Here is a 26,411-nt window from a genome sequence, read left to right as displayed (position 1 = left end):
GGCACGCTGTTGAGTTCTCAAGGAACGGACGCTTCCTTCGACACCCCTCCTCGGGGCCCCTCCGGGCGCTTCCCTTCGCTGTTCCCGACTCTATCAGAATCGCTCTGTCCGATTGAAATCGGCTTCGCTTTCCCAACAGGAATTCGGAATGCTCCGCCGGAGTCCTCGGACTCACGGCCGGGGCGAGATGATGTTCATCTGCCTGCCCTCGGAGCTTACACCCCCGGGCAACTTCTGAACTCTACGCCCCAGAGGTCCCCCCGTCAAGAGGGCGCCTCGGAACGATCAGAACCGTACCAGGTCCGCGGGCCCTGATGCACATCCGCCCCTCTCGGGCCCTGTCAGGCCGCCGTGGGGACCTCCGCGGGGCGGTCCGCGGCCTCCACGTCACCCATCTCTCCGGCCCGTACCGCCCTGGCTCCCAGCAGGTGGACGTAGGCCAGGAAGGCCACTTCGGCCACGACCCCGATGGTGATCCGTGCCCAGGTCGGCAGTCCGGAGGGAGTCACGAAGCCCTCGATGACGCCCGAGACGAAGAGCACCGCGGCGAGGCCGAGCGCCATGCCGATGGCCGCGCGTCCTTCCTCCGCCAGAGCCGCCCGACGGCTGCGCGGGCCCGGGTCGATGACCGTCCAGCCCAACCGGAGGCCCGTGCCGGCCGCGACGAAGACGGCGGTCAACTCGAGCAGGCCGTGCGGGAGGATCAGGCCGAGAAAGGTGTCGAGACGGCCCGCCGAGGCCATCAGGCCGATGCCGATCCCGATGTTCAGCATGTTCTGGAACAGCACCCACAGCACCGGTATTCCGAGGAAGGCGCCGAAGATCAGGCAGATCGCCGCCGCCTGTGCGTTGTTCGTCCAGACCTGGGCCGCGAAGGAGGCCGCCGGGTGGCTGGAGTAGTACGTCTCGTACTGGCCGCCGGGGCGCGTCATCTCACGGAGTTGCTCCGGAGCCGCGATGGCGGACTGGACCTCGGGGTGCGTGCCGATCCACCAGCCGATGACGACGGCGACGAGCGTGGAGAGCAGGGCCGTCGGTATCCACCAGTGCCGGGCTCGGTGGACGGCGGCCGGGAAACCGACGGCGAAGAACCGTCCCGCGTCCCGCCAGGTGGAGCGGCGGGCGCCCGTGACCGCGCTGCGGGCGCGGGCGACGAGGGAGGTCAGGCGGCCGGTCAGCGCGGGGTCGGGCGCGCTGGACTGCACCAGCGACAGGTGGGTGGACGTGCGCTGGTAGAGCGCGACGAGCTCGTCCGCCTCGGCTCCGGTGAGACGGCGACGGCGGCGCAGGAGCTCCTCCAGGCGGTCCCACTCGGCCCGGTGGGCTGTGACGAAGACATCGAGGTCCATGGGGAGAGCTTCGCAGATGACGCCCGGCCGTTCTCGGGCTGCTTGGCGGTCGGCCGACTCCTGGCGGCAGACTGTCCGTACCCGGCGTGCGCGACGTACGGGGGTTCCGCGGCGATGGCGAGGAGGCGTGCCGGGTGAGTCAGCTCGTGACAGGTGACGCGGTGGTGCTCGGGCTGCGGCCCGCGCGGCTGCCCAGCCGGGCCTTGGCCGTCTTCATCGACCTGGTCGTGCTCTGGGGCGTCTACCTGGCGCTGTCGATGGCCCTGCTGTCGGCCACCGGTTCGCTGGACGCGGCGGCCACGGCCGCGGTCGCCGTCGCACTGCTGGTGCTGGTGCTGATGGGCGGGCCGGTCGCGGTCGAGACCCTGAGCCACGGCCGCTCGCTGGGAAAGCTGGTGTGCGGGCTGCGGGTGGTGCGGGAGGACGGCGGTCCGATCCGTTTCCGGCACGCGCTGGTCCGCGGGGCGCTGGGCTTCGTCGAGATCCAGATGTCGGTGGGAGTCGTCGCGTGCATCGCCTCGTTGATCTCCGCGCGGGGGCGGCGGTTGGGGGACGTGTTCGCCGGGACGCTGGTGGTGCGGGAGCGGATTCCTGTGGCGCGTCCGATGCCGGTGCCGCCTCCGCCGCCGTGGGTGGCCTCCCACTTCAGGGAGCTGGACCTGTCGCGGGTGCCGGACGGGCTGTGGTTGGCCGTACGGCAGTACCTGCTGCGGGTGGACCAGCTCGATCCGCAGGTGAGCTGGTCGATGGCCCAGAAGCTGGCGTCCGATGTCGCGTCCTTCACGGGGGCGCCGGTGCCGGAGGGCATGCCGCCGGCCGCGTACCTGTCCGGTGTGGTGGCCGAGCGGCAGGGGCGCGACGCGCAGCGGGCCTTCGGGGCGTGGCCGGGTGCGGGGCGGCCGGACGGCGTGCCCGCCGCCCCGACGCCCCCGCCGGTCGCGTCCGCCCCACCGTCCTCCTTCGCTCCTCCCTCCCCGTCTCCCTCTCCCTCCGCGCCGGCCTCGCCGGCCGCGGAACGCCCGGGGCCGGACGGGCGGCCGTCCGCCGCCGGTCCGGAGGCGGGTCGAGGGGCGGAGGGACCGCGCACCGGTTTCGTGCCGCCCGCCTGACGCGCGGACCCGACGGGCGGCCTGACGGGTGAAGGGGTCCGGTGTCGGGTCAGGTGAACGTCGAGGGTGGGGAGTCCAGGTCCTCCAGCTCGATGCCGGGGGCCGCCAGGACGACGTCCCCGGCGATGTGGACGGAGTGCTCCTCGCCCGTCTCAGGATCGCCGACCCGGTAGTGGTCCACGACCAGAGGGCCGCTGTCGGTGGGGTGTGCCTCGCTGTCCAGCAGCGCCCACGTCCGGTCGAGGGTGCGCGGGGCGAGCACGGGGGGTGCGAAGGAGACGAGGCGGACGCGGGTGGCGGGTGCGCCGAGCGCGGGGCGCAGCAGTCGGGCCGCGGCGACGAGGAAGGCGGGGGACGCGCCGGTGAATCCGTGCGCGGGCGCGTTGCCCTCCCGGGCGTGTTCGCCGGTCGCGTCGGTGCGGACCCACGTCACGCCGTCGAGGATGCCGCCGCGGACCTGCCAGTCCGTGGTGTGGAGTTCGAGACGGAGGGGGCGGCCGAGGTCGTCCAGGGTGAGGTCGACGGAGCCCGTGTGCTCGCCGGAGGGGGCGGTGGTCCGCGAGACGTAGCGCCAGCCGGTGGGGCCGGGGGCGCACTGGAAACGCTCCTCGCCGAGGGGGGTGTGGTCGTACGGGTCGTGGAGCGAGTAGCGACCGCTGGGCATCGGTGCTCCTTCACGGGTCAGGCCCCCGCCGGGGGCGGGGGCCTGACGCCTGTCGCGTGACTGCCGACCGGTGGCCGCCGTGGTCGGCCCGTGCGCGGGGCCGGGCGGGCACGTGGTCGGTGGCGGTGTCAGTAGCGGTAGTGGTCGGGCTTGAAGGGGCCCTCCACCGGGACGCCGATGTAGTCGGCCTGCTCCGGGCGGAGCGTGGTCAGCTTGGCGCCGAGGGCCTCCAGGTGGAGCCGGGCGACCTTCTCGTCCAGCCGCTTGGGCAGCACGTACACCCCGGTCGGGTAGGCGTCGGGCTTGGTGAACAGCTCGATCTGGGCGATGGTCTGGTTGGCGAAGCTGTTGGACATCACGAACGACGGGTGTCCGGTGGCGTTGCCCAGGTTCAGCAGCCGCCCCTCGGAGAGCACGATGATCGACTTTCCGTCGGGGAAGGTCCAGGTGTGGACCTGCGGCTTGACCTCGTCCTTGACGACGCCGGGGATCTTCGCCAGGCCGGCCATGTCGATCTCGTTGTCGAAGTGGCCGATGTTGCCCACGATCGCCTGGTGCTTCATCCGCGCCATGTGCTCGGCCAGGATGATGTCCTTGTTGCCGGTGGCGGTGATGAAGATGTCGGCGGTCTCCACCACGTCCTCCAGGGTGGCGACCTGGTAGCCGTCCATCGCCGCCTGGAGGGCGCAGATCGGGTCGATCTCGGTGACGATGACACGGGTGCCCTGGCCGCGCAGCGACTCCGCGCAGCCCTTGCCGACGTCGCCGTAGCCGCAGACCACCGCGGTCTTGCCACCGATCAGCACGTCGGTGGCCCGGTTGATGCCGTCGATCAGCGAGTGGCGGCAGCCGTACTTGTTGTCGAACTTCGACTTCGTCACCGAGTCGTTGACGTTGATCGCGGGGAACAGCAGGGAGCCCTCGCGCTGCATCTCGTACAGGCGCATGACCCCGGTGGTGGTCTCCTCGGTCACGCCGCGGATCTCGGAGGACAGGGCCGTCCACTTGCGCGGGTTCTCGCGCAGGGTGCGGGCCAGCAGCCCGAGGATGACGGCGTGCTCCTCGGACTCGGCGGTGGAGACGTCGGGCACGGCGCCGGCCTTCTCGTACTCCACGCCCTTGTGGACCAGCAGTGTGGCGTCACCGCCGTCGTCCAGGATCATGTTCGGGCCGCCGGACGGGGTGTCCGGCCAGGTCAGCGCCTGCTCGGTGCACCACCAGTACTCCTCCAGCGTCTCGCCCTTCCAGGCGAAGACGGGCACGCCCTTGGGGTCCTCGGGGGTGCCGTCGGGGCCGACGGCGATGGCCGCGGCGGCGTGGTCCTGGGTGGAGAAGATGTTGCAGGACGCCCAGCGCACCTGTGCGCCCAGCGCCACCAGGGTCTCGATCAGCACCGCGGTCTGCACCGTCATGTGCAGCGATCCGGTGATCCGGGCGCCCTTCAGTGGCTGCTGCTCGGCGTACTCGGCGCGGATCGCCATCAGGCCGGGCATCTCGTGCTCGGCGAGGGTGATCTCCTTGCGGCCGAAGGCGGCCAGGGAGAGGTCGGCGACCTTGAAGTCCCGAGTGGTGTCGGTCGTCGTCATTGCGAGCTGCTCCTCGGAGGTTGGTCGAGGTGGTTCGGCCGGCTGGTCTGCGGCGGCGGACGGGCGCGGGAGGGCACACGGCTCCTGTGCCGTCGTGTGTCCTCGGCGCGTACGCGCCTGTGGGCGTACCTGTCCCCTGACCGCAGCGCAGTCCGTCGGAGGCCCTCTCTCCCTCGGCCGACCCGTGGGGTCGCCCGACCGCCATCAGCAGCGACGTCTGTGCCCCATCGAATCTACACGCTCGGCGCGTCACCCGGTCGGCGCAGGGTGGGAACGGGGGGCGGGTCGCCGCACGGTTCCGGCCAGGGGCACGCTCGTGCCCCGGCCGTCACCAGCGCCGTTCGCCCTCGTGTCGGACGTTCCGCCGCTCCTCGGGTCGGGCTCTCGGGTCGGGCTCTCGGGTCAGGACGTCCTGGCCCCGGCGGTCCCGGTGGCGCCGGTGGCGCCGGTGGCGCCGGTGGCCTCCGTCCGGTAGATGTCCGGTTCCAGGTAGATCACCCGGGCGATCGGGACCGCCTCGCGGATGCGGCTCTCGGCCTCGTCGATCGCCCGGGCGACCTCCGCCGCGGACTCGCGGCTCTCCACCGCGATCTTGGCGGCGACCAGCAGTTCCTCCGGGCCGAGGTGGAGCGTGCGCATGTGGATGACGCGGGTGACCAGCTCGCCGTCGACGATCGCCTCGCGGATCCTGACGAGGGAGGCCGGGTCGGCTCCCTCGCCCAGCAGCAGGGACTTGGTCTCGACGGCGAGGACGATCGCGATGAGGATGAGCAGCACGCCGATGCAGACGGTGCCGATACCGTCCCAGATCGGGTCGCCGGTCAGCAGCGCCAGCCCGACGCCGAACAGGGCCAGGATGAGACCGATCAGGGCGCCCAGGTCCTCCAGCAGCACGACCGGCAGTTCGGGCGCCTTGGCCCGTCGGACGAACGCCGTCCACGACTGCGTGCCGCGGACCTCGTTGGACTCCTTGACGGCCGTGCGGAAGGAGAACGTCTCGGCGATGATCGCGAAGACCAGGACGCCCACCGGCCAGTACCAATGGTCCAGTTCGTGCGGGTGCTTGATCTTCTCGTAGCCCTCGTAGACCGCGAAGAGCCCGCCGACGCTGAACAGGACGATGGAGACGAGGAAGGCGTAGATGTAGCGCTCGCGGCCGTACCCGAAGGGGTGTTCCTCGCTCGCCTTCCGCTGCGACCGCTTGCGGCCGAGCAGCAACAGCGCCTGGTTGCCCGAGTCGGCCACGGAGTGGACGCCCTCCGCGAGCATCGACGAGGAGCCGCTGAAGGCGAACGCCACGAACTTGGCCACGGCAATGGACAGGTTGGCGCCCAGCGCCGCGACGATCGCCTTGGTTCCGCCTGATGCACTCATGGCAGGGTGACTCTCCTGGGGAGGGTTGAGGACAGCGGGCCCGTGCTCCGGCCGCGGCTAGACCGCCACGGTCGCGCGGAAGAGAGTACCGCTGCCGAAGGCCCTCACACCTTCTCCGGCCCGAACGAAGGCCGACCGGCCCTTTCCGAGGACCAGTTCGGCGCTTCCCTCGTTCCGGTCCGTCCCGCCGTCCGCCCGCCGCAGGGTGATCTCCCCGTCCGTGCACAGCAGGATCTGGGGGGTGCGGTCGTCCAGCACGCGCGGCGCGGACCGCGGCGTCAGGACGTGGCGGGAGAGCCGGAACTCGTCGACGGGCGTCGCGTACACCTCCTCGCCGTCGGGCGTCGCCTCCGGCCGCAGCACGTCCGGGTCGACCGGCTCGAAGCGGACGACGCGCAGCAGTTCGGGCACGTCCACGTGCTTGGGGGTGAGGCCGCAGCGCAGCACGTTGTCGGAGTTGGCCATCAACTCCACGGCGAGACCGTCGAGGTAGGCGTGCGGGACGCCGGCGCCCAGGTAGAGGGCCTCTCCGGGCTCCAGGCGCACGACGTTGAGGAGCATCGCCGCCAGCACGCCCGGGTCGCCGGGGTAGTGGTCCGCGATGCCCGCGTAGGCGGCGTACTCCGGGGCGTGGGGCCCATCCTCGGCGCCGAGCCGCCGGGCCGCCCGCGCCGCCGCGTCGACGGTCTCGGCCATCGCCTCCCGCTCGGCCGACAGGACGGCGGTCAGCACCTCGCTCAGCGCCTCGTCCTCGGGCTGGGCCCGCAGGATGTCCGCGTACGGCTTGAGCCGGTCGACGTCCAGGGCCTCCAGCAGCTCGGCGGTCTCCGCGGGGCGGCGGAAGCCGCACAGGCCGGTGAAGGGGGTGAGGGCGCAGACGAGTTCGGGCTTGTGGTTGGCGTCCTTGTAGTTGCGGTGCGGGGCGTCGACGGGGACGCCGCGCTCCTCCTCGTCGGCGAAGCCCTCCCTGGCCTGGACGAGGTCGGGGTGCACCTGGAGCGAGAGCGGCGAGGCCGCCGCGAGCACCTTCAGCAGGAACGGCAGGCGCGGTCCGAAGGCGCGGACGGTCTCCGCGCCCAACTCGCCCTCGGGATCGGCCTCGATCACCTCCGACAGGGGCGTCTCGCCCGCGCCGCGGTCGACCCGTGACGGGGCGCCCGGGTGGGCTCCCATCCACAGTTCGGCCTGCGGTTCGCCGGTCGGCTCGGTGCCGAGCAGTTCGGGGATGGCGGTGGTGGAGCCCCAGGCATAGGGGCGCACGGTGTTGGCGAGGAGGTCCATGCCGGGTGGTGTCCTTGGGTGCTCGTCCGGTTCGGTTCGGGGCCGCCCGTCGGGCCCGTCAGGGCCGCTCGCCGGTGGCGAGCGTGAGGTATACGGCGGCGAAGTCGAGGGTGGCCAGCAGTTCGGCGGCGATCTCCAACGGGCCGCTGCCCTCGGCCGGTTCCAGTTCGCTGACCGGGGTGCCGTGCCCGTACGCCAGGTCGCGGGCGGCGACGGCGGCGGAGTCGGCCGTCGGGGCGCCCTCCCGCAGCAGGACGATCCGGGTGTGCGGCGGCTCCGGCTCCTCCACGCGGTCGCGGAAGAAGTCGTCCGTGTCGTCGCGTGAGAGCGCGCCGTCGAGCAGCGCGCCGTGGACGGTCATCGCCTCGGGCAGTCCGGCCGCCAGCGCGGGGCGGCCCGCGAGCGCGGTGAGGGTGGTGGCGCAGTGGCGGGCCGCGGCGTCCGCGACGGTGCCCTCGCTCCACAGCAGCGGCAGCGCGCCGGAGAACTCGGTGGCCAGGGCCTTGGCCGGGTTGTTGTAGGTGGCGGCAGCGGGGCCGCAGCGCTCGGCGACCCGGTCGAGCCGGTCGGCGAGCGCGTGGAGGCCGGCGGACTCGGCGGTGGCCAGGCCCAGCCGGTCGACCAGGACGAGGAGCGGGGTGAGCAGCGCCCACAGGACGCCGGGGGCGGCGGGCGGGCTCTGCCGCGGCTGCTCGTAGGCGTCGCGGGGGTCGGGGCCCTCGTACCGTTGGCCCGGCACGGCGGCGAGGGGCACGGACAGGCCGCGGGCCTGGGCCGTCGCATCGGCCAGCGGGGCCTTGGCGGGGCAGACGGAGACCACGGTGCAGCCCCTGCGGTACGCCTGCTCGACGAGTTCGGCCAGGCCCGCCTCGGTGCCGTCGGGTGTGGCGAGCAGCAGCAGGTCCAGCGGTCCGACCCAGCCGGGCAGCGTCCAGCGCAGGGCGCCGGGGGACGCCCGGGGGCCGGTCGGGCGGAGCAGGGTGACGGGGACGGCGCCGTTGCCGAAGGCCCCGAGGAGGTCGGCGACGCAGGAGACGGCGGGGCCCGTCCCCGCCACGAGGACCCCGCGGGGGCGCCCTTCGGGGCGCAGGTCGGTCAGCCCCGCCTCGGCTGCGTGCCGGAGGGCCGTACGGACGCGGGCCCCGGACGCGGCGGCTTCGCGCAGCAGCCCGTGGGTGTCGGCCCCGGCCAGGGCCTCGGGGGCGTCGAGCAGGGTCTCGTCCAGCATGTGCGGCCTCTCCGGTCGCCGGGGTGGTCAGGCGGGGCGGCGTGCCTCGTCGACGAGGAGGACGGGGATGCCGTCCCGGACGGGGTAGGCCAGCCCGCACTCGGCGCCGCCGCAGATCAGTTCGTCGCCCTCCTCGCGGAGCGGGGAGTGACACGCCGGGCAGGCGAGGATCTCCAGGAGGCCGGCTTCGAGCGGCATGGGTGTGCGTCCCTTCGAGGAAGTGCGGTCGTGCGGTCAGCGTACCGCCGGCACGCGACACGCCACCCGCGGGTGTCGCACCGTGGACGACCCGTGGACATCCGGGGGCGGCGTGCGGCTCCCGGCGGGCCGGGGGCGTTCGGGCACGTTCGGGCTCGGGTCAGCCGCGGACGACGGCCAGCACCTCGTCGCGGACCCGCGCGACCGTCTCCGCGTCGCGGGCCTCGACGTTCAGGCGCAGCAGCGGCTCGGTGTTGGAGGGGCGGAGGTTGAACCACCAGTCGCCGGGCGCGGTGACCGTCAGGCCGTCCAGCTCGTCCAGCTCCACTCCCCGGCGGTCGGCGTAGGCGGCCTTGACGGCGGCGGCGCGGGCGGCCTGGTCGTCGACGGTGCTGTTGATCTCGCCGGAGGAGGCGTAGCGGTCGTACTGGGCGACCAGTTCCGACAGGGTGCCCTCCTGCCCGCCGAGCGCGGCCAGGACGTGGAGGGCGGCGAGCATGCCGGTGTCGGCGTTCCAGAAGTCGCGGAAGTAGTAGTGCGCCGAGTGCTCGCCGCCGAAGATCGCTCCGGTCCGGGCCATCTCCTCCTTGATGAAGGAGTGGCCCACCCGGGTGCGCACCGGGATGCCGCCCGCCTCCTTCACGACCTCGGGGACCGACCAGGAGGTGATGCAGTTGTGGATCACCGTGGAGCCCGGGTGCTTGGCCAGTTCGCGGGCCGCGACCAGGGCGGTGACGGCCGACGGCGAGACCGGCTCGCCGCGCTCGTCGACGACGAAGCAGCGGTCGGCGTCGCCGTCGAAGGCCAGTCCGATGTCGGCGCCGGTCTTCCGCACCCGGTCCTGGAGGTCGACGATGTTGGCCGGGTCCAGCGGGTTGGCCTCGTGGTTGGGGAAGGTGCCGTCGAGCTCGAAGTACATCGCGTCCAGCTCGATCGGCAGGTCCTTCAGGACGGTGGGCACGGTGTGGCCGCCCATGCCGTTGCCCGCGTCCACCACGACCTTCAGGGGGCGGATGGCGGTGAGGTCCACCAGGGAGCGCAGGTGGGCGGCGTAGTCGGCCAGGACGTCCCGTTGGTCGATCGTCCCCCGGTCCGCCACGGGTGCGGGGGCGCCGGCGTCGGCCCACTCCTCCACCAGGGCGCGGATCTCGGCCAGACCGGTGTCCTGGCCGACCGGGGCGGCGCCCGCGCGGCACATCTTGATGCCGTTGTACCGGGCGGGGTTGTGGCTGGCGGTGAACATCGCCCCCGGCAGGTCGAACCGGCCGCTGGCGAAGTAGAGCTGGTCGGTCGAGCACAGCCCGATCTCGGTGACGTCGGCGCCCTGGTCGGCCGCGCCCCGCGCGAAGGCCCGGGACAGGCCCGGCGAGGAGGGGCGCATGTCGTGGCCGACCACGATCGCGTCGGCGCCGGTGACCCGCACGAACGCGGCACCGAACAGTTCGGCGAGGCCTTCGTCCCACTGGTCGGGCACCACGCCACGCACGTCGTACGCCTTCACGATCTGCGACAGGTCAGGCACGGTCCACCCCTTCTGGAGTATCTGGTGACAGCCCAAATGTAACCGGGATGGATCAGTTCTCGGGGGAGCGCAGCACCCTCAGGTGGCCTCGTCTGGCCACCTCCATCAGGTCGTGGTCGCGCACGCCGCCGGGGCCGGGCCGTTCGGCGGGGGCGGCGGTCCTGCGCCGAGGGGTCCGGGCGGCCTCGCGCACGGCGTTGGCCAGGGCTTCCAGGTCGTCGCCGCTGGGGCGGGCGGGGCCGGTGTCCACGGCGAGGCGGACGACCTCCCAGCCGCGTGGGGCGGTCAGCCGTTCCGAGTGCTCCGAACACAGGTCGTAGCAGTGGGGTTCGGCGTAGGTCGCCAGGGGGCCGAGGACGGCGGTCGAGTCCGCGTAGACGTACGTCAGCGTCGCCACGGCAGGGCGGCCGCACGCGGTGCGCGAACAGCGACGTACAGGGCTCACGACGTTGGACGGTACCGCACTCTTGAGCGGGCCGCGACGACTCTCCTGCGGGTCACCCGGTTGTGTCGTACCGGTTCTCCGGGGCCGTGCGTGCCGGTCGCGCCCCGGCTGACCTGCCCTGTGACGGAAAAGCCCCGATATGGGTCGGACAGAGGGGCCGTTATCGCTTCGTTCGGATACCGTCATCGAGGAGCGATCTTCGATCGAAGGGATGACCGAAACCGCTCCGGGAGAATTCGGATTCGACCGACCGGCGACGCTTGCCTTCCGGGGGTCCCGCGGTGCCGCCCGTCGCGCCTCCCGCGGTGCCTCCGCGCGCGGGAGCGCCCCGCGTCGCCGCGGGTCCCCGGCCTCCCCCGGAGGGCTACTCTCAGGATGATGAGCAACCCTGTACCGCCTCACCGCCCCGATCCGCGACCGCGTCGCCGGGATCGTCACGGACGCGGCATGCGCGGCCCCATCGCGCCTCCCCAGGTGCCCATCGCCATGAGCCGCGCCGACGCCTTCGACGATCTGGTGCGCGACTCGGCGGACCGGCTGGAGCGGAAGTGGCCGCAACTGGCCAGGGTCGAGTTCGTGGTGCAGGAGGTACCGCCCGCCCGGTCCGCGGAGGACGACGACTGGGGCGGGCTGTGGGGCGACGGTCCGGACACCGTCCCCCTCGGTCGGTACACGGCGGCGCGGGACGGCAGACCCGACCGCATCATCGTCTACCGGCGCCCCATCGAGCTGCGGTCCAGGACGCGCGACGACCGGGCCCTGCTCGTCCACGAGGTCGTCGTGGAGCAGGTCGCCGAACTCCTCGGGCTGGCCCCGGAGTCGATCGACCCAAGGTACGGGCAGGACTGAGGCCCGGGGCGGGGCGCCCCGGGCCTCTCGGTCGAGGGACGCCCCCGTCGGGGGACGCCCCGGTCAAGGTGGGTCCCGGTCGGGGGACGTCTCAGTCGAGCAGCACGGACAGGTCCTGCTCGCTCCGCGGCACCGCCACCGTGCCCCGGTCGTCCGGGAGCGTCTGCACGGTGAACATCGGGATGCCGTCCTCCGACACCCCCAGCGTCCGCGCCGCGTACACCGGTCCGCCCGAGAGCCGCTCGACGGTGAGCGCGTACCGCCCCTTGCCGCCGTTCGGCCGCAGGTCGTCCACGGCCGTCGTGGTGCCGGCCTCGAGGGTGTACGTCTTGCTCACCGGCTCGCCGCCGTCGCTGCCCGCCGAGGCCGTCACCCGCACCTTCGCGGCCTTCTCCGGCGCCGTCAGGGAGAGCACCGTTTCCGCGTCGGTTTCCGCGTCATCGCCGCTCTGCGCCCCGGCGTCGCTGCCGGCGACGGACGCGCGCTCCTCGATCGGCGCGGTGGCGGGGACGAACGCCGTCTCCTGCTTGCTCCCCTTGCCGCGCAGCACCCGTGCCGCGGCCACCACCGGCGCCCGCTTGCCCTCCTCCGTCGGGCTCAGCAGCAGCGTCCCCGCCTCGCCCCGGGTGATGTCCCCGAGGTCCACGGCGACGGTCGTCCCGCTCCTGACGTGCAGGGTCTCCTGACCGGCCGGGGTGATCACGCCGGTGGGGGTCGACAGTTGCACCTTCAGGTCGGCGTCCTGCTCACCGGGGGCGAAGACCACCAGGCGCACGGCGGTGGCGTCGGCCGGGATGCCGGGCAGCACCAGGCCGTCGCGGGACGCGACGGAGGCCGGCAGCCAGTCGCCGCCGAGCTCGTCGTCGAGGGACTGCACCTGGGCGCCGATCCGGCCGCTGCGCGCCACGACGTGCACGACCACGTTGGTCACCGGCTCCCGCGAGAGCGTGGAGAGCAGCACGGGGACCGTGGCGCGGGCGGGGACGTTGATGCCCTCCCCGCTCTCGGTCCTCACCGAGCCGTCCTTGCCGTACAGCTCCAGGTCGACCACGGCCGGGGCGTCGTCGGGGTTGGTGAGGTGGATGTAGTCGTGGCGGTCCTCGGCGGTGCTCGCGCCGGGGAACCAGAACTCGGTGTCGGGCACCGTGCACGACAGACCCAGCAGCCCGCGGCCGGTGCCGGCCGTGACGAGGGTGCTCTGCTGAACCGTCCAGCCGGGGGCGAGCCGGCCGTCGGCCGAGCCGGTGAGCGCGGGGGACCCGGAGCGGTCGACCTCGGCGACGACCGGGACGCCGGGCTCCTTCACCGGCGCGACCGGTTCGGGTCCCTTCTTCTTCCCGTCGCCGTCCTTGCCGCCACTCTGCCCGCCGCCCTCCAGGGTGCTCGCGGCGGGCAGCAGCTCGGCCGTGTCCTTCCCGGCCGTCTTCCGCTCCGCGCCGCCCTTGGGGGTGAAGGCGGTGTACGTCGTCTCGCCGATCTCCGAGGAGGTGGGCTGCGGGCACACCAGCGTGGAGCGTTCCACCGGGAGCCGGGACGCCGCCGTGGGGGCGGCCGGGTCGTCGGAGGGGGCGTTCAGCGAGGCGAGACCGGTGACGGCGGCCAGCGCGGTGACCACGCCGATCAGGGAGTAGGCGGTGCGGTTCATGGGTGGTCGCTCCTGTTGCCGTACGTGGTGCCGTCCTGCGGGGTGCCGTGGCCGCTCGGGTCGTGGCCGCCCTGGCCGTGGCCCTGGTGGCCGTAACCCTCCTGGCCGTAGCCGCCGCCGTACGCGCCCTGGCCGTAGCCCTCCTGGTAACCCCCTTGACCGTAACCGCCGTATCCGTCGTACCCGTCGTAGGACGGCCGGTGCTGTCCGCCCCCGCCGTAGGGGTCGGACTGGTCGGCGTACCGGCCGTCCCACCCGCCGTGGTCCTGTTGGGGCACGTACGGGTCCTGAGGCCGGACGTCGGGCTCCGCGGGCACGGGCGCCGGTTCGGGGGTCGGCTCGGATGCCGGCTCAGGTGTCGGTTCGGGACGGGCCTCCGGCTCCGGCGGCGGACCGCCGGCGGCCTCCTGGGCCGCCCGCAGCCTGCGTGCCCGGCGCCCCTCGCCCGCCACGGGCTCCGCGGGCACCGTCTCGGCCTCCGGCAGGTCGTCGTCGACCTCGCGGCGCCGTCCCGGCAGCGCCATGACCAGCACCACCAGCGCCAGGAAGCCCTGTGTCCACACCCATCCGGTGTGCGCGAGGGAGGTTTCGTGCGTCAGGTCCAACCGGCCGCCCTCGGCGGGCAGTTCGAAGCCCTGCGCCCAGCCGTCCACGGTGACCGGCTTCAGCGCGCGCCCGTCGAGCGTGGCCTGCCACCCGGGGTCGGCCGCGTCGGCGATCCGCAGCACCCGGCCGGCGGGGCCGGCGGGGATCTCGGTGTGGGCCTCGACCGGGCCGGCGGGGACGGTGACCGACTCGGCCTCCTCGCCGGAGCGCGCGTCCTTCCCCGACTCGCCGGGGACGATGGTGACGCGGGCGACCTGGGCGTCCACCCGCCACAGCGCCCCGCCGTCCTGCTCGCTCAGCCTGGTCAGACCCGGCGTCGAGTCCAGCACCCGACCGATCTCCCGGGGCGCTCCGTCGCGCACCAGGACGTAGCGGACGGCGTAGCCGCCGAGCTGACCGGTCTGGTCGGCGCCGGAGCCCGCCACCAGGTTGCCGACCACCTCGCCCAGCCGCGGGTCGTCGCCGACCGTGTGGGCCACGTCCCCGTCGCCCAGGCGGGCGCCGGAGCCGCGCACCAGGCTGTAGGAGACCCGGGTCGCGTCGCCGGAGGCGGTGTCCGTGCCGCCGCCCTCGCCGTCGATGACGAGGGTGCGCGGCCGGTCGCTGGTGTTGCTCTCCTCCGCGACGAACGCCGGGACCTGCGCCGGGCCGCGCCGCGACAGCGGCCCGTCCGCACCGGCCGCCATCCACGCGACGGCGGCCACCAGCGGCGCCGCGACGGCCGCCAGCGCGATGAGCGCCGCGAGCGGTTGCCGCCAGCCGAAGCTCTGCGCGGCGACCCGCTCGTACGCGCCGTCGGCGCCGACCACGGCGGCGGCCAGCAGCGCCAGCCCGTAGACGAGGGTGGCGGGACCGGCCCATCCCGACCCGCCCGAGAGGGCGGCGAAGAGCAGACCGGTCAGGGCGGCGCTCCAGGCGGCGACGATCGCCGTGCGCCGCTCGGTGCGCAGCAGCGCGGCGAGCGCGGCCGCCACCACGCCGATGAACAGCATGCCGCCCACGGTGCCCGGCCCGCCGGGGTTGAGCGCGAGCAGTCCGGTGGCGGAGGCGGTGCCCTCGCCGTACGGCAGCCCGGCCTCGTCCAGGAAGGCCGAGGGGTCGGTCAACAGCTCCAGCGACCACGGCGCGAGCAGCACCAGCGGAACCGCCGACAGCACGACGCCGCGGATCGCGTACGCCACCGCGTGGGTGCCCTGTCGCACCCGCAGGGCCACGACCACCAGCGTGAGCACGGTGGCGATCGGCCAGATCACCGGGGTGAACGCGGTGGTGAGGGTGAGCAGCAGCGCGCAGGCCCACACGGGCCGCCACCCCGGCCCGCCCTCGTCGCTCCCGCGGAGCCCCGCCGCGGCGACCGCCGCACGGGCCATCAGCGGCAGGGTGACGGCGAGGACGGCGGTGCCGAGCCGGCCGCTCGCCAGGGCTCCGGTGGCGGCGGGGAGGAAGGCGTAGGCCACGCTGCCCCAGGCGCGCAGCAGTCGGGACTCGACCAGCGGCCGGGAGGCGAAGTAGGCCGTGAGCCCGGCCAGCGGCACCGAGCAGACCAGCAGCAGGGTGAGGGTGAATCCGGTGCTGCCGAGGAAGACGGTGGCGAGCGTGGCGAGGACCGCCAGGTACGGCGGCGCGGACGCGGAGCCGCCGACGCCGACCGGCTGCCAGGACTCCAGGTGACGCGTCCACAGGTCGGTGACGTCGCCGGGCGCGGGCAGCAGGGCGCCGCCGGCCAGCGCGCCACCGCCCAGCAGGTCACGGCAGGCCACCAGGGAGACGACGAGGAGGAGGGCGAAGAGCACGGGCGCCGGTTTGCGGGCGATCCGCTTCAACCGGGCGAACTGCTCGACGTCCAGGAAATCGGCGTCCTCGTCACCGGGGCCGGTCTCGACGGCGCCGTGCCGTCCGCCGGCGGAGAGGTCGGGGTCGGAGCGGCGGGTGAGGTTGCTCGCGATCTGCTCGACGGTGGCCCGCACCGTCGCGCCGGGCGGCGGGAAGAGGGGGCGCAGGTCGGAGTGGCTCACGACGGCTCTGCCGCGTCTGCGCCGGGCGGCGAGGACGAGGCCGGGGCGCATCAGGACGCCGGCGAGCCCGGTGAATTCGTCGAGCGCCTGCCCGGGCACCTTGCCGACCAGATAGGCCACCATCCGCAGCAGAGTGCCCAGGACCAGCCGCAGCAGGACCCAGGGCAGCAGCTTGCCGGGGGCGTTGACCAGCAGCGTGTAGACCGCGCCCGCCTTGTCCACCCGGTGGGGGCCGGCGACCGACCGCCCCATGCAGTCGATGGGGCGCCGTTCGCGCGCGGCGGCCTCGGCGTGCCGCAGGACGGCGTCCGGGGCGACGAGCACGCGGTGGCCGGCGGCCTGGGCCCGCCAGCACAGGTCCACGTCGTCGCGCATCAGCGGCAGGCGCCGGTCGAAGCCGCCGAGCTCCTCGAAGACGTCGCGGCGTATGAGCATGCCGGCGGTGGAGACGGACAGCACCTGGCGCACCTGGTCGTACTGGCCCTGGTCCTGTTCGCGGCGGTCCAGGCCGGTCCAACGGCGCCCGCTGTTGGCGATGGAGACGCCGACCTCCAGCAGTTGGCGCCGGTTGTACCAGCTACGCAGCTTTGGTCCGACGACGGCGGCCGAACGACTGGCGTCGGCGACCCGCAGCAGTTCGGCGAGGGCGTCCGGTTCGGGCGCGCAGTCGTCGTGCAGCAGCCACAGCCACTGGACGGGCTCGCCGTGGGGTAGTTCGGGCAGGTCGTAGGCGTCGTCGCGCCAGGTCCGGGTGACCGGGTCCCAGCCGCTGGGGCGCTTGAGGTAGGGCAGGTCGTCGGGGCCCATGACCGGCGCGGTGCGGACCGCCTCGTCGACGGCCGCGCCGAACCCGGTGCGGCGGGCGAGGTGCAGGACGCGGTCGGGGCCGAGGGCCTCGGTGAGCAGTCGGGCGGATTCGTCGGCGCTGCCGGTGTCGGCGGCGACGATGTTCTGCACCGGACGCTCCTGGTTGACGAGTCCGGCCAGGGCGTCGGGCAACCAGCGCGCGCCGTCGTGCGCGACGATCACGGCGGTGACGACGTGCCGCGGGAACTCCGGTGGCTGGGTGGAACCGAACGCCCCTGGCTGGGGAGAAGCGAACGCTGCTGTGGCCGCCTCGTACTGGGCCGCCGGGTGGCTGTGCACGGACATCGGGGTAGGGGCCCTCCGGCCGGGGTCCGGGGGTCGCCCCCCGGAAGGCTGCTGCGTCGGACTGGCTGTGGATCGAGCCGGACGCGGGTGCCGCACGGGCGGCGATCGCGTCGTGGACGGCCCCCCACACTAATGGCTGAGCGCGGCCCGTCGTTCGGGGTCCCGTGTGACGGCCCCCGAACAGCGGTCCGCCTCCCGCGTGTGGAGCGGGAGGCGGACCGGATGCCGGGGGAACCGTGTGGCGTTGTGTGGTGGTGTGTGCCGGTTCGTCAGGCGGCGGACGGACGGTGGCCGGTGGTCGGTCCGTCGGGCGGGAGACCGGAGCCGGTTCCGACGGTTCGACGGCGGAGGAGCCGGCGGTCCGTCAGACGGCGGCCTTCTTCAGGCGGCGACGCTCGCGCTCGGACAGACCGCCCCAGATGCCGAAGCGCTCGTCGTTGGCGAGGGCGTACTCCAGGCACTCGGAGCGGACCTCGCACGCGAGGCAGACCTTCTTGGCCTCCCTCGTCGAGCCACCCTTCTCGGGAAAGAAGGACTCGGGGTCGGTCTGGGCGCACAACGCGCGCTCCTGCCAGCCGAGCTCCTCGTCCGCCTCTTCGACCAGCAGTTGTTCGAACAGCTCGGTCATGCGTGCGCCCCTCGTCTGTCTTTACGTCCCCGTGATGCTGTCGTTATCGATCCCGGCCGAACGACACGAGTGAAATTACAAGTGTGTGCATCCACCCGAGTCAAGCCGGGATCTGCTAATGGGCCCGTTATTCACCCTGCGGAACCAAGGCCCTGCATTAAGTGCTTAAATCACCACAAACTATGACACACAGATCGGACATCCCGCTCACTCCTTCACCCCGCTCGGAAGGACGCGACCGACTCCGACCGCGTTGCCCTCCACGCGCCGAAGAGAAGTTGATCACAGTTGGATCACGGATCCACAACGGCGTTGCTCCATACGGATGTTGCGCCGCCTGTCCGTCTTCGGCCCGCATAAACCTTTCAGCGCCCCCCACGACCGGATGTGGTGAATCACACCTGCCAAACGGGCCATCCGTTTGACAGCGAGACGGGGTACCCGCTCTTCTTGGTGTCATGCCAGCGATTCGCGCGTTCAGCCCGGCCCGCCTCCGCGGGGCCCTTCGCGCTGCCTGCTTCTCCTGTCGCTGTCGCTGTTGTTGAGGCGTTCGCCGAGGCGTTGACCAGAGCGCCGACCGAGGCACCGAGCGGGGTTCCGAGGCTCTGCCTCACCTCTGCTTCCCTTCTGCCTCCCGTCTGCGCCCTCTCTGCGCCCTCCTTCGCGTCCCACCGCCTCCGCCTCCCCCGCCTCCCGGCCGTTCCGGGACCTTCCCCCTTCTCCGCCTGCCTTCGCTCCAGAGGACCTTGACCGTGAACAGCGACGTCGAGATCGCCGGCGACCCGCTCGCCGTGCCCCACCTCCTGCCGCCCGTCCCCGCCCACCCCTCCACCGTCGCCGGCTTCGCCGGCCTGGCCCGCGCCATCGCGGCCGACCGCGCCGGCTGGGCCCCGCTCGTCCGGTACGACGCCACCACCCGCTGGTACCACCGGCTGCGCACCGGCCCCGGCTACGAGGTCTGGCTGCTGAGTTGGGTGCCCGGCCAGGGCAGCGGGCCGCACGATCACGGCCCCTCCTCCGGGGTGCTCACCGTCCTCGACGGCGAGCTGACCGAGCGGAGCCCGAGCGGGGTCCGCGCGCTCGGCGCGGGCGCCCAGCGGGTCTTCGCGCCCGGCTACGCGCACGAGGTCGTCAACGACGCGCTCGAACCGGCCGTCAGCCTGCACGTCTACTTCCCCGGCCTGACCGAGATGCCGATGCGCCCCCCGCACGCCCTCGCGTGCACCCCCGCGCACCGGGACGTCCCCCCGCTCCGGACCTCGTCCCTCGGCTGACGCCCCGACCGGAAGGGGGCGTCCCCATCCTGAGAGACTGTCCCTTATGCAGCGCATTGTGGTTCTGGCCGGGGGCATCGGTGGTGCCCGCTTCCTGCGTGGGCTGAAGAAGGCCGTGCCCGACGCCGAGATCACGGTCGTCGGCAACACCGGGGACGACATCCACCTCTTCGGCCTCAAGGTCTGCCCGGACCTCGACACGGTGATGTACACCCTCGGGGGCGGCATCCACGAGGAGCAGGGCTGGGGCCGCGCCGACGAGACCTTCGCGGTGAAGGAGGAGTTGGCGGCCTACGGCGTCGGACCGGACTGGTTCGGCCTGGGCGACCGCGACATCGCCACCCACATCGTCCGCACCCAGATGATCGACGCGGGCTACCCCCTCAGCGCCGTCACCGAGGCGCTGTGCACGCGCTGGAACCCGGGCGTGCGGCTGCTGCCGATGACCGACGACCGAGTCGAGACCCACGTGGTGATCGACGCGGAGGACGGCGGACGCAAGGCCGTGCACTTCCAGGAGTACTGGGTGCGGCTGAGGGCGGTCCCGCCCGCGCGGGCCGTGGTGCCGGTCGGCGCCGAGCAGGCCAAGCCCGCGCCGGGCGTGCTGGACGCCATCGCCTCGGCCGACGTCGTCCTCTTCCCGCCGTCCAACCCGGTGGTCAGCGTCGGCACGATCCTCGCCGTGCCCGGCATCCGCGAGGCGATCGCCGACGCCGGGGTGCCGGTGGTGGGTCTCTCCCCCATCGTGGGGGGCGCCCCGGTGCGCGGGATGGCGGACAAGGTGCTGGCCGCCGTCGGAGTGGAGGCCACCGCCGCGGCCGTGGCCGGGCACTACGGGTCGGGCCTGCTGGACGGCTGGCTGGTGGACACCGTGGACGCGGACGCCGTGCCCGAGGTCGAGGCGGCGGGCATCCGCTGCCGGGCCGTGCCGTTGATGATGACGGACACGGACGCCACCGCCCGGATGGCGCACGAGGCGCTGTCGCTCGCCGAGGAGGTGCGGGTGTGAACGGCTCCGCTGAGGTCCCGGCGTACCGGGTCTGGGCGCTGCCCGGGATTCCGGAGGTGAGCCCCGGCGACGACCTGGTGAAGCTGCTGGCGGACGCGGCCACCGCGCCCGGCCTGCCCGGGCTGGCGCACGGGGACGTGCTGGTCGTCACCTCGAAGATCGTCAGCAAGGCCGAGGGTCGGGTGGTGGAGGCCGCCGACCGCGAGGCCGCCATCGACGCCGAGACCGTGCGGGTGGTCGCCCGACGCGGCCCGGCGCGGATCGTGGAGAGCCGGCACGGCTTCGTGATGGCCGCGGCCGGGGTCGACGCCTCCAACACCCGTGCCGGGACGGTGCTGTTGCTGCCCGAGGACCCGGACGCCTCCGCGCGCCGCATCCGCGACGGCCTGCGCGAGACGCTGGGCGTCGAGGTCGGCGTCGTGATCACCGACACCTTCGGGCGCCCCTGGCGCGAGGGCCAGACCGACGTGGCGATCGGCGCCGCCGGCGTGCGGGTCCTCCAGGACCTGCGCGGCGGCACCGACATGTACGGCAACCCGCTGGGCGTGACGGTCACGGCGGTGGGCGACGAACTGGCCGGGGCCGGCGAGCTGGTGAAGGGCAAGGCGGACGGGCTGCCGGTCGCGGTGGTCCGGGGCCTGCCCCACCACGTGGTGTTCGAGGGCGACGACGACCGGGGAGGCGACGGCGGCGCGGACGATGCCGGGGCCCGCGCGCTGATCCGCGACGCGGCGAACGACATGTTCCGCCTGGGCACCTCGGAGGCCGTCCGGGAGGCGGTGACGCTGCGGCGCACCGTCCGGGAGTTCACCGACGAGCCGGTGGACGGCGCGGCCGTGCGGCGGGCGGTGGCCGCCGCGGTCACGGCCCCGGCGCCGCACCACACCACCCCGTGGCGCTTCGTCCTGCTGGAGTCACAGCGGTCGCGCACCCGGCTGTTGGACGCCATGCGCGACGCGTGGGTGGCCGACCTGCGCCGGGACGGGAAGAGCGAGGAGAGCATCGCCAAACGGATTCGGCGCGGCGACGTGCTGCGCAACGCCCCGTACCTGGCGGTGCCGTGCCTGGTGGCCGACGGGGCGCACGTCTACCCGGACGCGCGTCGGTCGACCGCCGAACGGGAGATGTTCGTGGTCGCGGCCGGCGCCGGCGTGCAGAACTTCCTGGTCGCCCTGGCCGGCGAGGGGCTGGGGTCGGCGTGGGTGTCCTCCACGATGTTCTGCCGTGACGTGGTGCGGGAGGTGCTGGACCTCCCCGCCGACTGGGATCCGATGGGCGCGGTGGCCATCGGCCGGGCGGCGGCTCCGCCCAGGCCCCGCCCGCCGCGGACGGCCGACGCCTTCACCGTCGTCCGCTGAGTCGTCCACCGAGCCGCCCGTCGAGCCGCCCGCCGGTCGACCGCGCGCCCCGGGCGCTCACAGGCGCGCGATGTCCACGCGCGGGAAGCGGGGCGCGCGGCGGGGCGGGACGCGCCCCGTCGACAGGATCAGCCGGGTGGCGCGGTGGCGCTGTCCCGCGTACGGGGCGAGCAGCTCCAGCATCCGCTCGTCGTCGCCGTCCCGCGCGCCCGTGAGGGCGTGGACCACGATCCTCGGCAGGTGGAGGTCCCCGACCGTCACCGCGTCCGCCGCCCCGAGGACGCGCTGGAGCGTCTCGGCCGCCGTCCACGGTCCGATGCCGGGGATCGCCGTCAGTCGGGCCGTGGCCGCCACCGGGTCCATGTGCGCCGCCTCCTGGAGCCGGCGGGCGCGGGCGACGGCGCGCAGGATCGTCGAGGAGCGCTTGGCGTCCACGCCGGCCCGGTGCCACTCCCAGGAGGGGATCAGCGCCCAGGCGCGCGGCTCGGGCATCACGTACATCGGCTCGGGCATCCCCGTGAGCGCCGCCCCGGAGCGCGTCCCGGCCGGGCCCGGCGCGGGCTCGCCGTGGCGGCGCAGCAGCCGCCGCCAGGCGCGGTACGCCTCCTCGGTGGTGACCTTCTGCTCCAGGATCGAGGGGATCAGCGACTCCAGCACCAGGCCGGTGCGGACCAGCCGCAGTCCGGGCAGGCGGCGGTGGGCCTGGGCGACGAGCCGGTGGCGGGGGACGAAGGCCGACGGGTCGTCGTCGGCGCCGAGGAGGGCGGGGAGGCCGTCGAGCGCCCACGGGGCTCCCGGCCCCCAGGCGCGGGCCACCACCTCGCCCGCGCCCGCGTCGGGCTCCAGGCACAGGGTGGCCGGTCCGCACGGGGTGCGGGTGGCCCGCCAGACCGCGCCGCCGGCCACGCGGCAGGCGGGGTCGTACGGGCCGCGCCGCAGGACCCGCAGGTTCCGGTACAGGTCGTGCGGCTCCCAGGGCTCCGGCGGGGCCCAGCGGCGGGTGGCGGGAGCGCCGGTCACGGCCGGATGCTCCCGCCTCCGGTGTGGGCGATCGTCTCTGTCACCGGTCCGTCCTGCTTCCTGGCCGCTCTCCGACCGTACACCGGCTTCCGCGCCGGGCGGTCCGGGCCAGTCTAGGCCGGGCCGCCCGGCGCGGCGGGAGCCTTGGTGCTACCTGCCCTGCAACCGGGCCGCGTTGTTCCGGATGGTGCCCAGCTTCCCGTAGAGGCGGTCGCCGGGGCAGCCGGTGACATAGCCGTCCCGGTGGCCGGAGACGGTGTTGAACCTGACCTTGGTGCCCTTGCTGTACTTGCCGCCGGCGGAGGTCATGACCGCGGTGCCCTTGGGGTTGACGCCGTGCAGGCCGAGCTTCCACGCGACCAGGCTGGAGACGGCGTTCACCGCCGCGTTGGAGGGGTTGGTGGTGTTGTACGTGCCGAGGACGGCGATGCCGGTGCTGTCGGCGTTGAAGCCGTAGGTGTGGGCGCCCATCACCGGCTTGGCCACGCCTCCGGCGCGGCCCTCGAAGATCTTCCCGCACTTGTCGACGAAGAAGTTGTAGCCGACGTCCCGCCAGCCGTTGCTCTTGACGTGGTAGCGGTAGATGCCCCGGATGATCGAGGCCGACTGGGAGCACGAGTAGTTGTTGCTCGCCGCCGTGTGGTGGACGAAGGCGACCTTGACCGTGTTGGTGTAGAGGAACGATCCGCGGATGCTCTCGTCGGCTCCCCAGCCCCTGCGGGTGACGATGGCCGGGCGCGGACCGATGGGGGCGGCGGTGGCGGCGGTCAGCTCGCCAGTCGTCCCGCCGACCTCCGGGCCGACCACCGTGCCGACCTCCGCGCTGTTCGCCGTGCCCTCCGTTCCGGGGTTCCGGTCGACGCGCGCGGCCAACAGATCGCCCTGGGACGCCTCCTGGTCCAGGGCGGGGATCTCGTGGGAGCCGATCGGGGCGAGGTCGGCGTTGGCCTCGCCGCTGGCGCGGGCCTGGGGGGTGAGGTCGTCGGTGGGGGTCTCGCCGGGGTCGACCAGGTCCAGGCGCAGCCCCTCGGGCAGGGCCGCCGTCTGGTCGGGGCCCTCGGCCTTCTCCGGCACGACCCGGACCTGTACGCCGTTGGAGTCGCCGACCCACAGCGGGGCCGTGGCTCCGCGCAGCCCGCTGTCCTTGCGCTCGGCCGAGTCGGGATCGGGCCTGTCGGCGTGGGTCTCCAGGTCCTGCCAGTCCGTCCAGGCGCCGCTGTCCACGGCCTTGGTGCGCACCTGGATCCGGCCGTGCAGTTCCTCCTCGGGGTCGTTCCAGACCACGCCGAGCAGCGAGAAGGGCTCGACCTCGCGCGCCGGGAGGCCCAGGGGGAAGGATTCGTCGGACGAGCCGTCCGAGCCGGGGGAGCCGGGTGAGGGGGTCGCGTCGGGCGGGGTCAGCGGGACGAGCGGCAGCGACCGGGTACTGCCCGGCAGCCGGGGAGAGGTCACGGGGACGGGGGCCGAGACGGTGGCCGCGGAAGCGCTGTTCGCCGCTCCGGTGGGCAGAGACAGCGGCAGCGCCGCGGCGGCCGCGCAGGCGACACCGATCGAGGACGCAATGAATGCACGCATAAATCCGATATTGGACAGAGGTGGTAACTCTGTCGAACCGGACATTGACGGACCGTGACCCCGGCCGCCTTCCGTCGCCCGTCGACTCCGCTCCGCCCCGGCGTCCCCCGAGGAGCGGCCCGCGTACCCTGACGCCGATGAACACCACCGATCGCACCCCCGCCGACCTGCTGCGATCCGCGCTCGCCGCGGACGCCGCCCGCCCGCTGGTGACCTTCTACGACGACGCCACCGGCGAGCGTGTCGAACTCTCCGTCGCCACCCTCGCCAATTGGGTGGCGAAGACGTCCAACCTCCTCCAGGACGACCTGTCCGCCGAGCCCGGCGACCGCCTCGCGCTGCTGCTGCCCGCCCACTGGCAGACCGCGGTCTGGCTGCTCGCCTGCTCCTCCACCTCGGTCGTCGCCGACCTGACCGGGCCCGAGGCCGCCTCGGGCGCCGACCTCGTCGTCAGCGGCCCGGACACCCTCGCCGAGGCCCGCGCCTGCACCGGCGAGCGCGTCGCGCTCGCCCTGCGCCCCCTCGGGGCCCGCTTCCCCCAGGCGCCCGACGGGTTCCTGGACTACGCGGTCGAGGTGCCGAGCCAGGGCGACCGCTTCACCCCCTACGCCCCCGTCGACCCGGACGCGCCCGCGCTGGTCGTCGACGGCGCGGAGCTGACCGGCGCGCAGATCGTCGAGCGCGCCCGCGCCGACGCCGCCGCCCGCGGGCTCGGCCCCGGCTCACGACTGCTGTCGGTGCTGCCGTACGACTCCTGGGAGGGGTTGTCGGCCGGACTGTTCGCCCCGCTGGCCGCGGGCGGCTCCGTCGTGCTGTGCCGTCACGCCGAACGCCTGGACGCCTCGACGCTGGAGGAGCGGAAGGCGAGCGAGCGCGTCACCCACGTCGCCGACTGATCCGTCCCGAACACCCCCGATCCGTTTCGGGCGTCGGGACAATCCCGGCGTCCGGGACGGGCCGCGCGGCCACCGGTCGCGCAAGTGATTTTTCCGCGCCGCCCGTACAACCCCCCACGCCCATCGAGTGTCTGTACAGGAGACCGGCGACCGCACGCCTGTGCGCGTGCGTGGACACGCCGCCAACCGTGCGAGGGATGAACGCAGACGTGACCGAACCCGAGGGTGCGCACCCGGCCGATCTCCCACTCCCGCCCCGTCGTCGCTGGCTCCGCTGGACGGCGCTGGGGGCGTCGGTCGCCGTGCTCGCGGCGGCCGGGGTGGTCTGGACCCTCTACAACAAGCTGGACGGCAACATCCGCACGGATGTCGAGGCCGTCAACCAACTGCGGCGCTTCGAGAGCGAGCGCCCGGAGCCGGTGGTGCACGAGGCGGAGAACATCCTCCTCATAGGCTCCGACGACCGCGGCGGCAAGAACCGCAAGTACGGCCGCGACAGCGGCACCCAGCGCTCGGACACCACGATCCTGCTGCACCTGTCCGCCGACCGCTCCAGCGCCACCGGGGTGTCGATACCGCGCGACCTGATGGTGGACATCCCCGAGTGCGAACAGCCGGACGGCACCCTCACCCGGGCCCGGTTCGCCCAGTTCAACTGGGCCTTCCAGTTCGGCGGGGCGGCCTGCACGATCCGCACCGTCGAGAACCTCACCGGCATCCGCGTGGACCACCACATCGTGGTGGACTTCGCCGGCTTCACCAAGCTGGTGGACGCGGTCGGCGGCGTCGAGGTCTGCCTGGCCGAGCCGGTGGACGACCCCGACGCCCAACTCGCCCTGGACGCGGGCCTCCAGACGCTCGACGGCGAGGAGGCCCTCGGCTACGTCCGCACCCGCAAGGGCATCGGCGACGGCAGCGACACCCAACGCATGGCCCGTCAGCAGGAGTTCCTCTCCCTGCTGCTGCGCAAGGTGCACGACGAGGGCATCCTGACCGACCCCACCAGGCTCTACTCGGTGCTGGACGCGGTGACGTCCTCGCTCACCGCCGACCCCGGACTGGACTCCCTCGCCGAGCTCTACGACCTGGCGACCAGCGTGCGGGACATCCCGACGGACCGGGTGCGGTTCATGACCGCGCCCCGGCAGCCGTACACCTACGACCCCAACCGCGACGAGCTGGTGCAGCCGGACGCCGAGCGGCTGTTCACGGCACTGCTCAACGACGAACCGGTGCCGGAGCCGGAGACCTCCCCCGAGGAATCCGGCTCCCCCGAGGCCGGGACCGAGGCGTCCAGGGCCGGGTTCACGCCGTCGTCGACCGAGGCCGGGCCGGCGGAGCCGACCGCCTCGCCCTCACCCGGAGGACGGGCCCCCTTGGCCGAAAACGTATGCGGATGAGCACGCGGTGGGGACGCCCGAGAAAAACAACACACCCCCTGGCCGAAAAATTGACAGGGAATGCCCCTTTGGTGACCAAGACAACTTGCCTACAGGGGTGCTCTGCACCGCACTCTCCCAGATAGTGTGTGCAACCCGGTGCGCTCACCCAGCCGGCCGCGCACCACATGATGACTGACCAAGCGCCTTGACACCCCCAAGGAAAGGCGCTGCGTGGCATCGACGGAG

The 26,411-nt window shown here is 73.6% G+C and carries 21 protein-coding genes; 7 read left to right on the top strand and 14 right to left on the bottom strand.

From position 1 onward, the window contains the following. Nucleotides 1–341: 341 nt before the first annotated feature. Nucleotides 342–1,349 (bottom strand): stage II sporulation protein M, encoded by a 1,008-nt coding sequence (locus tag IF47_RS0117630; RefSeq protein WP_031509772.1) that lies wholly within the window; start codon nucleotides 1,347–1,349, stop codon nucleotides 342–344. Nucleotides 1,350–1,483: 134 nt separating this feature from the next. Here IF47_RS0117630 and IF47_RS0117625 point away from each other — a divergent pair, with 134 nt between their 5' ends. Next, nucleotides 1,484–2,458: an RDD family protein gene (locus tag IF47_RS0117625; protein ID WP_031509771.1), complete on the top strand. Its 975-nt coding sequence runs from the start codon at nucleotides 1,484–1,486 to the stop codon at nucleotides 2,456–2,458. 49 nt (nucleotides 2,459–2,507) lie between these two features. On the opposite strand, the gene IF47_RS0117620 is transcribed toward IF47_RS0117625, so the two are convergent. From IF47_RS0117620 to IF47_RS0117585, 8 genes are all read right to left on the bottom strand, one after another. After that, the gene (locus IF47_RS0117620) at nucleotides 2,508–3,122 is read right to left on the bottom strand and encodes a hypothetical protein (RefSeq protein ID WP_031509770.1); all 615 of its coding nucleotides are present in this window, start codon (nucleotides 3,120–3,122) and stop codon (nucleotides 2,508–2,510) included. Nucleotides 3,123–3,250: 128 nt separating this feature from the next. Then, nucleotides 3,251–4,708, bottom strand: a complete 1,458-nt coding sequence (ahcY, locus tag IF47_RS0117615; RefSeq protein ID WP_031509769.1) for an adenosylhomocysteinase — start codon at nucleotides 4,706–4,708, stop codon at nucleotides 3,251–3,253. Between the two features lie 402 nt (nucleotides 4,709–5,110). Continuing rightward, nucleotides 5,111–6,082: a cation diffusion facilitator family transporter gene (locus tag IF47_RS0117610; protein ID WP_031509768.1), complete on the bottom strand. Its 972-nt coding sequence runs from the start codon at nucleotides 6,080–6,082 to the stop codon at nucleotides 5,111–5,113. Between the two features lie 57 nt (nucleotides 6,083–6,139). After that, the gene (gene manA / locus IF47_RS0117605) at nucleotides 6,140–7,363 is read right to left on the bottom strand and encodes a mannose-6-phosphate isomerase, class I (protein WP_031509767.1); all 1,224 of its coding nucleotides are present in this window, start codon (nucleotides 7,361–7,363) and stop codon (nucleotides 6,140–6,142) included. Nucleotides 7,364–7,421: 58 nt separating this feature from the next. Next, entirely contained in the window at nucleotides 7,422–8,591 is a 1,170-nt protein-coding gene (locus IF47_RS0117600; RefSeq protein ID WP_031509766.1) for an SIS domain-containing protein, read from the bottom strand. Between the two features lie 27 nt (nucleotides 8,592–8,618). After that, a complete protein-coding gene (locus IF47_RS29575; protein WP_078591917.1) occupies nucleotides 8,619–8,789 on the bottom strand; it encodes a Trm112 family protein in 171 nt (56 codons plus the stop codon). Between the two features lie 160 nt (nucleotides 8,790–8,949). After that, the gene (locus tag IF47_RS0117590) at nucleotides 8,950–10,311 is read right to left on the bottom strand and encodes a phosphomannomutase/phosphoglucomutase (RefSeq protein ID WP_031509765.1); all 1,362 of its coding nucleotides are present in this window, start codon (nucleotides 10,309–10,311) and stop codon (nucleotides 8,950–8,952) included. A gap of 52 nt (nucleotides 10,312–10,363) precedes the next feature. Beyond that, nucleotides 10,364–10,756, bottom strand: a complete 393-nt coding sequence (locus tag IF47_RS0117585; protein WP_031509764.1) for a DUF3499 domain-containing protein — start codon at nucleotides 10,754–10,756, stop codon at nucleotides 10,364–10,366. Between the two features lie 378 nt (nucleotides 10,757–11,134). Between IF47_RS0117585 and IF47_RS0117580 the strand changes: the two genes are divergently transcribed. Further along, nucleotides 11,135–11,605: a metallopeptidase family protein gene (locus IF47_RS0117580; protein ID WP_078591921.1), complete on the top strand. Its 471-nt coding sequence runs from the start codon at nucleotides 11,135–11,137 to the stop codon at nucleotides 11,603–11,605. A 91-nt stretch (nucleotides 11,606–11,696) separates the two neighbouring features. Here the strand turns inward: IF47_RS0117580 and IF47_RS0117575 are convergent, their stop codons facing one another. The 3 genes from IF47_RS0117575 to IF47_RS0117565 form a co-directional block, all read right to left on the bottom strand. Next, the gene (locus IF47_RS0117575) at nucleotides 11,697–13,250 is read right to left on the bottom strand and encodes a DUF5719 family protein (protein ID WP_031509762.1); all 1,554 of its coding nucleotides are present in this window, start codon (nucleotides 13,248–13,250) and stop codon (nucleotides 11,697–11,699) included. Then, complete coding sequence (locus IF47_RS0117570) at nucleotides 13,247–17,023, bottom strand: glycosyltransferase family 2 protein (protein WP_051717819.1); 3,777 nt, start codon at nucleotides 17,021–17,023, stop codon at nucleotides 13,247–13,249. Before IF47_RS0117570 ends, IF47_RS0117575 begins: the two co-directional genes overlap by 4 nt. A gap of 364 nt (nucleotides 17,024–17,387) precedes the next feature. Beyond that, nucleotides 17,388–17,651, bottom strand: coding sequence for a WhiB family transcriptional regulator (locus IF47_RS0117565; protein WP_003950432.1), 264 nt, complete (start codon nucleotides 17,649–17,651; stop codon nucleotides 17,388–17,390). A gap of 752 nt (nucleotides 17,652–18,403) precedes the next feature. Between IF47_RS0117565 and IF47_RS0117560 the strand changes: the two genes are divergently transcribed. The 3 genes from IF47_RS0117560 to IF47_RS0117550 are packed head-to-tail and all read left to right on the top strand — an operon-like array spanning nucleotide 18,404 to nucleotide 21,292. After that, entirely contained in the window at nucleotides 18,404–18,925 is a 522-nt protein-coding gene (locus IF47_RS0117560; RefSeq protein WP_031509760.1) for a cysteine dioxygenase, read from the top strand. Between the two features lie 46 nt (nucleotides 18,926–18,971). Further along, the gene (gene cofD / locus IF47_RS0117555) at nucleotides 18,972–19,934 is read left to right on the top strand and encodes a 2-phospho-L-lactate transferase (RefSeq protein WP_031509759.1); all 963 of its coding nucleotides are present in this window, start codon (nucleotides 18,972–18,974) and stop codon (nucleotides 19,932–19,934) included. Further along, the gene (locus IF47_RS0117550) at nucleotides 19,931–21,292 is read left to right on the top strand and encodes a coenzyme F420-0:L-glutamate ligase (RefSeq protein WP_031509758.1); all 1,362 of its coding nucleotides are present in this window, start codon (nucleotides 19,931–19,933) and stop codon (nucleotides 21,290–21,292) included. Before cofD ends, IF47_RS0117550 begins: the two co-directional genes overlap by 4 nt. A 57-nt stretch (nucleotides 21,293–21,349) precedes the next feature. Here IF47_RS0117550 and IF47_RS0117545 read toward each other — a convergent pair whose 3' ends face one another. Together IF47_RS0117545 and IF47_RS0117540 are read right to left on the bottom strand one after the other, a co-directional pair. Next, on the bottom strand, nucleotides 21,350–22,312 hold the full coding sequence (locus IF47_RS0117545) for a DNA-3-methyladenine glycosylase family protein (RefSeq protein WP_031509757.1): 963 nt from the start codon (nucleotides 22,310–22,312) through the stop codon (nucleotides 21,350–21,352). A gap of 150 nt (nucleotides 22,313–22,462) precedes the next feature. Further along, nucleotides 22,463–23,887 carry a peptidoglycan recognition protein family protein gene (locus tag IF47_RS0117540; protein WP_031509756.1) on the bottom strand — a complete coding sequence of 475 codons (1,425 nt, stop codon included), beginning with the start codon at nucleotides 23,885–23,887 and terminating at the stop codon, nucleotides 22,463–22,465. A 137-nt stretch (nucleotides 23,888–24,024) separates the two neighbouring features. Between IF47_RS0117540 and IF47_RS0117535 the strand changes: the two genes are divergently transcribed. Beyond that, nucleotides 24,025–24,783, top strand: a complete 759-nt coding sequence (locus IF47_RS0117535) for a TIGR03089 family protein (RefSeq protein WP_031509755.1) — start codon at nucleotides 24,025–24,027, stop codon at nucleotides 24,781–24,783. Between the two features lie 197 nt (nucleotides 24,784–24,980). Beyond that, on the top strand, nucleotides 24,981–26,183 hold the full coding sequence (locus tag IF47_RS0117530; RefSeq protein ID WP_078591916.1) for an LCP family protein: 1,203 nt from the start codon (nucleotides 24,981–24,983) through the stop codon (nucleotides 26,181–26,183). Nucleotides 26,184–26,411 lie beyond the last annotated feature (228 nt).

The organism is Streptomyces megasporus (assembly GCF_000718985.1).
In the GTDB taxonomy this organism is placed as follows: Bacteria; Actinomycetota; Actinomycetes; order Streptomycetales; family Streptomycetaceae; genus Streptomyces; species Streptomyces megasporus.
The sequence above is the reverse complement of the archived record's forward strand: the minus strand, read 5'-3'. Positions and strand labels throughout refer to the sequence as shown.

Bases quoted from the DNA above. Each gene is read 5' to 3' on its own strand.
- IF47_RS0117630 (WP_031509772.1), bottom strand. From the start codon at position 1,349: ATGGACCTCGATGTCTTCGTCACAGCCCACCGGGCCGAGTGGGACCGC.
- IF47_RS0117620 (WP_031509770.1), bottom strand. From the start codon at position 3,122: ATGCCCAGCGGTCGCTACTCGCTCCACGACCCGTACGACCACACCCCC.
- ahcY (WP_031509769.1), bottom strand. From the start codon at position 4,708: ATGACGACGACCGACACCACTCGGGACTTCAAGGTCGCCGACCTCTCC.
- IF47_RS0117610 (WP_031509768.1), bottom strand. From the start codon at position 6,082: ATGAGTGCATCAGGCGGAACCAAGGCGATCGTCGCGGCGCTGGGCGCC.
- manA (WP_031509767.1), bottom strand. From the start codon at position 7,363: ATGGACCTCCTCGCCAACACCGTGCGCCCCTATGCCTGGGGCTCCACC.
- IF47_RS0117600 (WP_031509766.1), bottom strand. From the start codon at position 8,591: ATGCTGGACGAGACCCTGCTCGACGCCCCCGAGGCCCTGGCCGGGGCC.
- IF47_RS29575 (WP_078591917.1), bottom strand. From the start codon at position 8,789: ATGCCGCTCGAAGCCGGCCTCCTGGAGATCCTCGCCTGCCCGGCGTGT.
- IF47_RS0117580 (WP_078591921.1), top strand. From the start codon at position 11,135: ATGAGCAACCCTGTACCGCCTCACCGCCCCGATCCGCGACCGCGTCGC.
- IF47_RS0117575 (WP_031509762.1), bottom strand. From the start codon at position 13,250: ATGAACCGCACCGCCTACTCCCTGATCGGCGTGGTCACCGCGCTGGCC.
- IF47_RS0117570 (WP_051717819.1), bottom strand. From the start codon at position 17,023: ATGTCCGTGCACAGCCACCCGGCGGCCCAGTACGAGGCGGCCACAGCA.
- IF47_RS0117565 (WP_003950432.1), bottom strand. From the start codon at position 17,651: ATGACCGAGCTGTTCGAACAACTGCTGGTCGAAGAGGCGGACGAGGAG.
- cofD (WP_031509759.1), top strand. From the start codon at position 18,972: ATGCAGCGCATTGTGGTTCTGGCCGGGGGCATCGGTGGTGCCCGCTTC.
- IF47_RS0117540 (WP_031509756.1), bottom strand. From the start codon at position 23,887: ATGCGTGCATTCATTGCGTCCTCGATCGGTGTCGCCTGCGCGGCCGCC.
- IF47_RS0117535 (WP_031509755.1), top strand. From the start codon at position 24,025: ATGAACACCACCGATCGCACCCCCGCCGACCTGCTGCGATCCGCGCTC.
- IF47_RS0117530 (WP_078591916.1), top strand. From the start codon at position 24,981: ATGAACGCAGACGTGACCGAACCCGAGGGTGCGCACCCGGCCGATCTC.